This is a genomic window from Bartonella chomelii (genome assembly GCF_014138465.1).
In the GTDB taxonomy this organism is placed as follows: Bacteria; Pseudomonadota; Alphaproteobacteria; order Rhizobiales; family Rhizobiaceae; genus Bartonella; species Bartonella schoenbuchensis.
This window is the reverse complement of sequence record NZ_JACJIR010000001.1, coordinates 551,509-561,952: the sequence shown is the minus strand read 5'-3', so window position 1 is coordinate 561,952 and position 10,444 is coordinate 551,509. Positions and strand designations below refer to the sequence as shown.

7 protein-coding genes are annotated in these 10,444 nt (G+C 39.0%); all 7 read left to right on the top strand.

The genetic code is table 11. The annotated features are described in order from the left end of the window. A partial coding sequence (locus GGR10_RS02370; RefSeq protein ID WP_182479727.1) for a YadA-like family protein occupies positions 1-1,547 on the top strand: 1,547 nt, incomplete at its 5' end. A gap of 330 nt (positions 1,548-1,877) precedes the next feature. Further along, positions 1,878-4,520, top strand: coding sequence for a YadA-like family protein (locus GGR10_RS02365; protein ID WP_182479726.1), 2,643 nt, complete (start codon positions 1,878-1,880; stop codon positions 4,518-4,520). Further along, entirely contained in the window at positions 4,520-5,092 is a 573-nt protein-coding gene (locus GGR10_RS02360; protein ID WP_182479725.1) for an invasion associated locus B family protein, read from the top strand. Before GGR10_RS02365 ends, GGR10_RS02360 begins: the two co-directional genes overlap by 1 nt. 982 nt (positions 5,093-6,074) lie before the next feature. Continuing rightward, positions 6,075-6,800, top strand: a complete 726-nt coding sequence (locus GGR10_RS02355; protein WP_182479724.1) for an RlmE family RNA methyltransferase — start codon at positions 6,075-6,077, stop codon at positions 6,798-6,800. A gap of 174 nt (positions 6,801-6,974) precedes the next feature. Then, positions 6,975-7,997: a GTPase ObgE gene (gene obgE, locus GGR10_RS02350; RefSeq protein WP_182479723.1), complete on the top strand. Its 1,023-nt coding sequence runs from the start codon at positions 6,975-6,977 to the stop codon at positions 7,995-7,997. 5 nt (positions 7,998-8,002) lie between these two features. After that, positions 8,003-9,142, top strand: a complete 1,140-nt coding sequence (proB, locus tag GGR10_RS02345; RefSeq protein WP_182479722.1) for a glutamate 5-kinase — start codon at positions 8,003-8,005, stop codon at positions 9,140-9,142. Between the two features lie 45 nt (positions 9,143-9,187). After that, positions 9,188-10,444 carry a glutamate-5-semialdehyde dehydrogenase gene (locus tag GGR10_RS02340; RefSeq protein WP_182479721.1) on the top strand — a complete coding sequence of 419 codons (1,257 nt, stop codon included), beginning with the start codon at positions 9,188-9,190 and terminating at the stop codon, positions 10,442-10,444.

The following is a 10,444-nucleotide window of genomic DNA, read 5'->3' as shown; positions in this document are numbered from 1 at the left end:
TGATCACGATTGGTGGGGAAACTGATGGTGATAAGATCGAAATTACTAACGTAAAAGAAGAGCCTCGTGTCCTTTCTGGTGTTGCAGAGGGTCAGGTTGCAAAAGGCTCGCAAGATGCGGTTTCTGGTAAGCAGCTTTATAAGTTTGGTCAATACATTGAGCAGTTGAATAGCGGTGCTAAGGATGTTGAGGCAGATATTGCAACCTTTAATAAGAATCTGAATGCTTATTTAGGTGGTGGTGTAGATGTCCTTAAAGATCAACAGCCGACGTATGAAATTCAGGGCAAAGAACATGATAATATTGCGTCTGCTTTTGAGGGTATTGATACTTCATTGGCAGGGCTTGCTGATAAAATTGACGATGTAGCAAGTAGTGCAGCAAGCGGTAGTGGTAGTGGTGTGGTAGATAACGGCTTTGTGGAGCAAAATCCAGATAGTGGTTTAATCATTGTTGGCGCTGAAGCAGAAGGTACGGAGATCAATATTGCAAATAATGAAAAAGCATCTCGAACACTTTCAAATGTAGCTGATGGAGATATTTCGGAACGTTCAACACAAGCAGTGAATGGTGCACAGCTTTATGAGATAAACACCACAATTGCGCGGTATTTTGATGGTGGCGCTGATTATAATGGCCAATGGAAAGAGCCGACATTTATGGTTACAAACTTTGGTGCGCAAGGCAAGGGTGAAGATCAACAATATCATAATGTAGCTGAAGCCTTTGGTGCTGTTAACACTAGTATGTCAGGTTTCAATGATCGTGTTCAACAGGTTGAAAATCAGTATTCTAGTAGTGTAAATTGGGATGCCGACAAAGATGCCTATAGCGCTAGCCATAATGGTCAGGCTGGTAAGATTACCAATGTGGCCAATGGTAACATTAGCAAGGGTTCCACTGATATGGTCACAGGTGATCAGCTTTGGGAGACGAATGAAAAATTTAACAAAGTCGAAAACAAGGTTGACAATTTTATGGGTGGAATTGTCACCTATGACAGAGATACAGATGGCAACAAAATCAATAGCATCACCTTAGTAGGTACTAATGATGATACACCTGTGCTCATTGACAATGTTGCAGACGGTAAGATCGAAGAAGGTTCAAAAGAAGCAGTCAATGGTGGTCAGCTACATGATTACACCAAAGAACAAATGGACATTATTCTCGCAGACGCAAACAAATATACAGATGAAAAAATACAAAATATAAAAAATATAGAAAATATACCTGCCGATATCACGACACAAGCCAACGCTTACACTGATATAAAGTTTAACACTTTAAACTCTGAAGTCGAAAAAGCCCAAAAAGAAGCAAGACAAGCAGCGGCTGTTAGTTTGGCCGTATCTAACTTACGTTACAACAATACAGCTGGCAAATTCAGCGTTGCATTTGGTAGCGGTGTATGGCATGGTCAATCTGCATTTGCTTTTGGTGCTGGCTATACATCTGAAGACGGAAGTATTCGCTCTAACCTATCTGCCACAACTGCAGGCGGACACTGGGGCATAGGGGCAGGCTTAAGTTTAATGCTAAAGTAATAACCCCATTTATAAGATCTGACGCACCTAAACATTTTTTGAGGTATTTGTTATGAAAACTACACACCTTTAAATTTACACGCCCTTTATAAGGATAGACTCTTAAAGGTTTTCTCTCCTTACTAATTATTGTTGACACGAAAGCTTATTTGAAGGCTGAAAAACTGCACTCTTTTGTTTTTTAGCTACGAAACTGGCTCCGCTTTATGGTTTGTTTTTATGTTTTTTTGCAACACAAAACCCATTGTCAAATCACATAGCGCCCAATTGTGACTTTTAAATGGCTCAAATGCATTTTTTTGATGTTTTTTTATTTTTGAAAGATTTGTTATGAAAAAAGTATATATCACTCCAAAAAACAAAGGTTTAAATTATCAAAAGTTTTTTTCTGAATTACCTATAGTTAAAGCTGTTTCATTAGGGGCGGTAATGGCTGGGCTTTTGTCGAGTGTTTCTCCGATTTTTGCTTCTCATCTTTCTTCAACGGGGTTGACAGTTCAAAGTATCAGTACAGGTGTGGTTTCTGCTAATGTTGCTCATGGGCGTATTGGGGGAGCTAATGGCGATCGTTCTTGTGGGGCAGATGCATCAGTAAATGCTTTAATGAGTGCAAGTGCATGTTCTTCAGTTGATGTAGATGGAGCGACAAACGATTGGTTTTTGGAAGAAAATAATACCATCAACGGGTTTGCTAATACAAGGTCTGTTAATACAGTGGGTACGGGTGTTGCTAGCAGGCAGACGAGGGGCGTATCTTTTAGGGGAGACAGATCATATTGGTGTCAGGATAACGGGAGTCAACAAGGTGGGATATGTCTAGGTCTTAGGACTGGCGTTTATGTACAGGCTGGTGTTGCTTTAAGGGAAGATTCTGTAGCAAGACGTGGTTCTGGTCATTTTGTTTTTAATCCTTCAATTACTAGTCTTTTGTTTGAAGATGAAGTTCCTACATGGCAGGCTACTCTTGCAGACATTGCTGTTGGAAATTTTAAAACAGGAAAGACACGACAGGTTACGGGGGTAGCTGCTGGTAGTGAAGATACTGATGCAGTGAATATTACTCAGCTAAAAGCGTTACAAAAATGGGTAGAAAAGGGACATGGGGGTGCGGGAGGGAGAGGTGGGTCTGATCTTGTAATTCGACAAGACTCACGTGATCTAATTAGCCTAACAGTAGGTGATGTTATCTTGATTGGAAATGAAAGAGGCGGCGATGTTGTTAAATTTTTCAATAAAAACGGTGGGGAGCGTTTTCTTCTCGGTGTAAAAGGTGGCACTATTGGAAGAGGCTCGACAGATGCAATAAATGGCTCGCAGCTTTTTGAAACGAACACCATGGTTGCGAAGTATTTAGGTGGAGGTACTAAGTACGAAGGTAAATGGACAGAACCGACGTTTACGATTCAGAGGAAGCTTGTTCATGATGTTGGGGATGCCTTTGCTAGTGTTGATGCGAAATTGACAGAGCTTTTTCAGCAGGTTGGGAGTGCGGGAGGTGATGGCCTTGTTAAGCAAGATGGGTCATCGCATATTATCACGATTGGTAAGGAAGCTAAGGGTAATGAGATCTCTATTACCGGTAGTGATGGTTCACGCAAACTTACCGGTTTGAAAAATGGAGATGTTTCAGATAAATCAACAGATGCAATTAATGGTTCACAGCTTTATGAGCAGGGCAGTCGTATATCTCAGTATTTAGGTGGTGGTGCGAATGTGCTGAAGAATGAAGCACCGGTTTATACAATTCAGGGACAAGGTCATTCTGGTGTTGAAGCCGCCTTTGCCGGTGTTGATAAGAAATTGACAGAGCTTTCTAAGCAGGTTGGGAGTGCTGGAGGTGACAGTCTTGTTAAGCAAGAGGAATCAAATGTCATCACGATTGGTAAGGAAGCTAAGGGTAATGAGATCTCTATTACCGGTAGTGAAGGTTCACGCAAACTTACCGGTTTGAAAAATGGAGATATTTCAGGAAGCTCAACAGATGCAGTAACAGGTGCGCAGCTTAATGAGACGAACACCACGGTTGCGAAGTATTTAGGTGGAAAAGCTGCGTATGAGGGTGGTAAATGGACAGAACCGACGTTTACAATTACGGATTTTGGCGCGCAGAGCAAGAATGGCGAACAACAATATCATAATGTAACTGCTGCTTTTGATGCTGTTAATAACAGTATGTCTGGTCTTAATGATCGTATTAAGAAAGTTGAACAACAGACAGGTTCTTCAGTAAATTCTAATAGTTTAAATTGGGATGATGGCAAAAATGCTTACGATGCTAGTCATAGTGGCCAGGCTGGTAAGATCACCAATGTGGCAAATGGTGAAATTGAAAAGGGGTCTACTGATGTGGTCACAGGTCATCAGCTTTGGGCGATGAATGAGGAGATTGACAGCCTTAAAGACAAAGTTGATAATATAATGATTAATGGAGGTGGCACTCTTACTACTGAGGGGGTTGTTACCTATGATAAAGATAAACCTAATACCATTACGTTAGCAGGTACTGATGATGATACACCTGTGCTCATTGACAATGTTGCAGATGGTGAAATCGAAGAAGGTTCAAAACAAGCAGTCAATGGTGGGCAGTTGAAAGAACAGATGGGCGTTGTTCTTGCAGATGCCAACAAATATACAGATGAAAAAATAGGGAATATGGTTAATGATGCTGTTGTACAAGCTAATGCCTATACTGATATGAAGTTTGAGGCCTTAAATTATAGAGTTGAAAGCGTCCAGAAAGAAGCAAGACAAGCAGCAGCAATCGGTTTGGCAGTAGCGAACTTGCATTATATTGAGACACCAGGAATGCTCAGTGTTGCATTTGGTAGTGGTGTATGGCGTGGTCAATCAGCACTTGCTTTTGGAGCTGGTTATATGTCTGAAGATGGGAAGATGCGTTCCAACTTCTCCGTTACCACTTCTGGAGGTCACTGGGGTATAGGAGCAGGATTAAGCTTAGCATTAAAATAATGATGAGAAATCGGAAAATTATTGCAGGTCTTTTGTTTGTTCTTGTTTTTTTAGGAAAGGCTGTAAGCTTTGCTGAAGAGCAAGAGAGTGTTTATACAGTGCATCCACCGCAATTATCAGTGCCCGGTGGAAAGCCTGGTGAAACACGCCGGATTATTATGCAGTTTGATTACTGGACATTAATTTGCGATGAAAACAAAACAGCTAAACAAGGGATCTGTAATGTAACTCAGACAATCCATGATGATAAAGAAGGTAACAAAGTTTTTAGCTGGTCTCTTGTTTCTACAAAAAATGGTCAACCAGTTATGCTGTTACGGACATTGCCAAACGCTAACACAAATGCTCCTATTCAAGTCTTTATGGAAGGTGTCAAAAAGCCGCTTCTTATTAGTTATAAGCAGTGCAATCAAGAAATCTGTTTAGCGCAGTATCCTGTAGGGCCTGTTTTAATGAAACAGATAAGTAAGAGTAGCAATGTACGTATTTCTTATCAGCTTAAAGAGGGAAAGATGCTTTCCTTTCTAGCCCCATTTAAGGGGTTGGGGGAAGCGCTTCTCTCTTTGCAATAATAAAATCAAAAATATAATTTATTGGCGGAATTATAATGTTATCAATTATTGAATTTCATTTTATACAAAATTATCGGTAATTGAGCTTTTATATTGCAGTGTACTATAGAAACGATTTTTTCGAATAATGTATTGTTTTGTGAGAATAAAATCGCATAAATTTTTGTATATTTTTAATTGGTGCAAAACATTTTAAGCAATTATTGTACGATAAAAGCTTACTATTTTGACTGAACATGGCCAGTCCATTCAATGGATTTTGGGTGAGGTTGTAGCCTTAAATTAGAGATTGTGAATCAGGCAACAGAAGTGTGTTGTTCTTTTTGAGATTGGCGCATTAATTAGTTAAGTAAATACTCACACGATCGTGCTTTTTGATGTTGAAAGTAGATCATCAAGAATTGCATTCCTTGATATTTCTCAAAAGTGTTATTTACATTTGGCTAGGTAGATTACAATTTAAACATTTTTTATCGGTGTTATTTGCATTTTCTAGGTGTTTGAAAGTAGAGATATAATTTAAAAATCGTCAAAATGAAGAGATTTAATTAACAATCTGAGTTTTTATATTTTGGAACTTTTGGAACGCTTATTGCTTTAAGGAATATAGCTTAATTTAGTGCTTACAATCGAAATACATATGGGTATTAGATAGGTATAACTATAAGAGATTAGTTTTAGGTATTTGGTGAATTAATATAGGGATTGTTTTTGTAATAAAGCGCTTATTGTCATGAGAGAGCAGGAAACGAGAAATTAATCCTTACAATAGTCTGAAAAGAGCAAGTTTAATTTTAGATTTCTGTGTAATTTAAAACCTTATTTGAAAAGTTTAACCTTGCTAATGGCTAAAAGTTTCTAACCATTGGGTAAAAGAAGGTACTTTGGTAGCATTTCTGGTGCACTGTGGTGTATGGTGTAGTTATAAGAAAAGAGATTGTAAGTGCTAGTAATTATCAAAATATAGAGATAATAAACGACCATGAAAAAAACTATAAAAACATCGACAGGTGGACGTGGTGGTGCAGGGTCACATGAATTATATCAACGAGTCAAAAAAAAAGCAGGGACCATTAAAGCCTCATCACGGCGGTGGTTAGAAAGGCATTTGAATGATCCTTACGTTCATCAGTCGAAAGTGGATGGTTATCGTTCACGTGCTGCTTATAAATTAATCGAAATTAATGAACGCTATAAGATACTCAAAAAAGGTCAAAAAATTATTGATTTAGGAGCAGCGCCTGGGGGGTGGTGCCAGGTGGCAGCGCGTATAGTGGGGTCAAATGATCAACGCCCTAGCGTAGTTGGAATTGATTATTTACACGTAGATCCGCTACCTGGAGTTGTAATGTTAGAAATGGATTTTTTTCATGAAAATGCACCACAACAATTGATAAGTGCTTTAGGGGCAAAACCAGATGTAGTCCTTTCTGATATGGCAGCACCAACAACAGGTCATCGTCAGACAGATCATTTGAGAACAGTTTATTTATGTGAATCTGCTGCTGATTTTGCTATTTCAGTTCTCAAACCTGGCGGGCATTTTGTAGCAAAAACTTTTCAAGGAGGGGCAGAAAACGCTCTTCTTACGAAATTGAAACAGAATTTTAAAACAATCCACCACGTTAAACCACCTGCAAGTAGGGCTGAATCAGTTGAGCTATATCTTGTAGCTCTTAAATTGAAGGAGAAAGCCAAAACACAATAATAATTCTTTTTTTTGAAAAAGTTGGAAATTATTTTACTGATTTGAATATAAAAACATTTTCAAATAGTTTTGAATAATATTATGTGTGGTTTTCTTTTTTGAATGGAAAACTGGTAAAATTAATCCATTTTCTATAGAAATAAATATAATTAATTCCTCTGTGTGAGCACTGCCATGAAATTTCTTGATCAGGCTAAAGTTTATATTCGTTCTGGTAATGGCGGAGCAGGAGCGGTATCGTTTCGTCGTGAAAAGTATATAGAATTTGGAGGTCCCGATGGGGGCAATGGGGGACGTGGGGGTGACGTTTGGGTTATTGTTGTTGATGGGCTCAACACATTGATTGATTATCGCTACCAGCAGCATTTTAGAGCAAAAACGGGTGGGCATGGTAAAGGGCGTAATATGACGGGCGAAAAAGGTGAAGATGTTGTCCTTAAAGTACCGGTTGGAACACAAATTTTTGCAGAAGATAATGAGACACTGATTTGTGATTTAAAAGAAGTTGGCCAACGATATTGTCTTGCAAAAGGGGGCAATGGTGGTTTTGGTAATCTTCATTTTGCTACATCTACAAATAGGGCGCCCCGCCATGCAAATCCTGGTTTGAGTGGAGAGGAGCATACATTGTGGCTGCGTTTGAAACTGATTGCTGATGGAGGGTTGATTGGTTTGCCAAATGCTGGAAAATCTACCTTTTTATCGTCAGTAACGGCTGCAAAGCCAAAAATTGCGAGCTATCCTTTTACCACGCTGTATCCTCATCTGGGTGTTGTGCGGATTGATGATAGTGAGTTTGTTTTGGCTGATATTCCTGGCTTAATTGAAGGGGCGCATGAAGGTGTGGGAATTGGTGACCGTTTTTTAGGGCATGTAGAACGGTGCCGTGTTTTAATTCATTTAATTTCTGTTCAAGAAGAAGATGTGGTCAAGGCGTACCAAATTATTCGTACTGAACTTGAGGCGTATGGAAATAGTTTAAGCGAAAAAAATGAAATTGTCGCTTTAAGCCAGATAGATACTCTTTCTATTGAGGAGTGTAAGGCTAAACAGGAGATGTTGCAAAAGGCGATTGGTAAATCTGTTATGATGTTTTCTGCTGTTAGTCATGAAGGTTTAAACAATGTGTTACGCGTTGTCACTCACATGATTGAAATGGAGCGTAAAGGCAATATTAGTAAAGATGAGCAGGGTTAAAAAAGATGGCGGTTGGATTGCAAAAACTTGAGCAATATAAACGCATTGTAATTAAAGTTGGTTCTGCACTTTTAGTTGACCCCCAAATAGGTTTACGCGTTGAATGGCTTCAAAGTTTGATAAGTGATATTGTTGTATTACACCAAAAAGGGGTTGAAATTTTATTGGTGTCTTCTGGTGCTGTTGCTTTAGGGCGAACATTATTACATCTTCCTAACAGTGCTTTAAAATTAGAAGAAAGTCAGGCATGTGCTGCTTTGGGGCAAATTGAACTTGCCAAAGCTTATACTGATATCCTTGCTCAACATGGGTTGAGAACAGGCCAAATTTTGCTGACATTATTCGATACAGAAGAACGTCGGCGTTATCTCAATGCACGTGCTACGATTAATACGCTTTTACGCTTTAGAGCAATACCTGTTATTAATGAGAACGATACCATAGCAACCAGCGAAATTCGTTATGGTGATAATGATCGTTTAGCAGCACGTGTCGCAACTATGATGGGTTGCGATCTTTTAATACTTTTATCAGATATTGACGGCCTTTATACACAGTCACCTCATCTCAATCCAAATGCTGAATTTATTCCTTTTATCGCATCCATTACAAGTGATATTGAAAAAATGGCAGGTGGTTCTGATTCACTTCTTTCTCGGGGTGGAATGAAAACAAAACTTGATGCTGGGAAAATAGCTAATTCTTCAGGAACGGCTATGGTCATTACTTCGGGAAAGCGTATGAATCCTCTTTCCACGCTTGACCAGGGAAAACGTAGCAGTTTTTTTGCTCCAAGTAAAAAGCCAGTCAATGCGTGGAAAACGTGGATTTCCGGTAATTTAGATCCATCTGGTATTTTGATTATTGATCAAGGGGCTGTGAAGGCTCTTAAATCTGGAAAGTCATTATTGGCTGCGGGGGTTGTAGCCGTTAAGGGAGTTTTTTCCCGTGGAGATACAGTCGCAATTGTTGATGAAAGTGGAGTTGAGATTGCTCGCGGTCTTGTAAGTTATGACAAAGATGAAGCAGCAAGCATTATAGGGCGTAAAAATGAAGAAATAGAGCATATTCTTGGGTATGAGTCGCGCTCTGCTATGGTGCATCGCAATGATATGATTGTACGTAATTTGGCTAGTTTTTCTTAAAAGCTAGTTTAATGTATTGATTGTTTTTGATAAATGGATAATTGCATGACTTTAAAAGAAGAGATGAAAGCCATAGGGCAAAAGGCGCGTAATGCTGCTTCAAAGCTTGCAATTCTTTCTGCTGAACAAAAGAAAAATGCATTGGAAATGATAGCTCTGAGTTTAGAAGCTCAGTCAAGTGAGATTTTACGTGCTAATAGTCAAGATTTAGCAAATGCAGCTCAAAATAATTTAAAGCCAGCAATGATTGATCGGCTAAAGTTAGATGAATTACGTTTGCGCACAATAATAAACAGTGTCAGACAGATTGCATATTTTCCTGATCCTATCGGGCAAGTGATAAGCGAATGGACACGCCCCAATGGGTTACATATACGCCGTGTACGAACACCACTTGGTGTGATTGGTATTATTTATGAAAGTCGACCGAATGTTACAATTGATGCAAGTGCTCTGTGCTTAAAATCTGGAAATGCTGCAATTTTGCGTGGTGGTTCAGATAGTTTTCATTCTGCATATGCTCTCTATTTAGCGTTGGTAAAAGGGTTAGAGAAAGCTGGTTTACCTAAAGACATTATTCAAATGGTTGAAACCACAGATCGTGCTGCTGTTGGAGAAATGCTCAAAGGATTAGATGGTGCAATTGATGTGATTATACCTCGTGGTGGAAAAAATCTTATCGCACGTATTCAATCTGATGCGCGTATTCCTGTTTTTGCACATTTGGAGGGTCTTTGTCATATTTATATTGATAAATCAGCAAATTTAGACATGGCACGTGATATTGTGTTAAATGCAAAATTGCGACGTACAGGTATATGTGGAGCTGTTGAAACAGTTTTAATTGACCACCAGGCATTAGACAAATTTCTTCCTGTTCTTACTGCTTTACAGGAAAAAGGGTGTGAAATTCGTGCGACAGAAGATATTGTTGCAATGATGCCAGAAGCCAAATTGGCGGATGAGGAAGACTGGTCTTATGAATATCTTGATGCAATTCTTTCTGTCAAAACAGTTGATAGTGTAGAAGGAGCCATTGCACATATTAAACATTATTCATCAGGGCATACTGAATCAATTATTGCTGAGGATATGAAAGCGGTGGAAATATTTTTTGAGCATTTAGATTCAGCTATTTTACTTCATAATGCATCGACACAATTTGCAGATGGAGGTGAATTCGGTTTTGGAGCAGAAATTGGAATCGCAACAGGAAAAATACATGCACGTGGACCAATTGGTGTTGAACAATTGACGTCATTTCAATATCAAATTACAGGAAATGGACAGGTTAGACCTTGA

What these genes read in the sequence shown, in the direction of transcription:
- GGR10_RS02365 (WP_182479726.1), top strand. Translation starts at nt 1,878, where the DNA reads ATGAAAAAAGTATATATCACTCCAAAAAACAAAGGTTTAAATTATCAA.
- GGR10_RS02360 (WP_182479725.1), top strand. Translation starts at nt 4,520, where the DNA reads ATGATGAGAAATCGGAAAATTATTGCAGGTCTTTTGTTTGTTCTTGTT.
- GGR10_RS02355 (WP_182479724.1), top strand. Translation starts at nt 6,075, where the DNA reads ATGAAAAAAACTATAAAAACATCGACAGGTGGACGTGGTGGTGCAGGG.
- obgE (WP_182479723.1), top strand. Translation starts at nt 6,975, where the DNA reads ATGAAATTTCTTGATCAGGCTAAAGTTTATATTCGTTCTGGTAATGGC.
- proB (WP_182479722.1), top strand. Translation starts at nt 8,003, where the DNA reads ATGGCGGTTGGATTGCAAAAACTTGAGCAATATAAACGCATTGTAATT.
- GGR10_RS02340 (WP_182479721.1), top strand. Translation starts at nt 9,188, where the DNA reads ATGACTTTAAAAGAAGAGATGAAAGCCATAGGGCAAAAGGCGCGTAAT.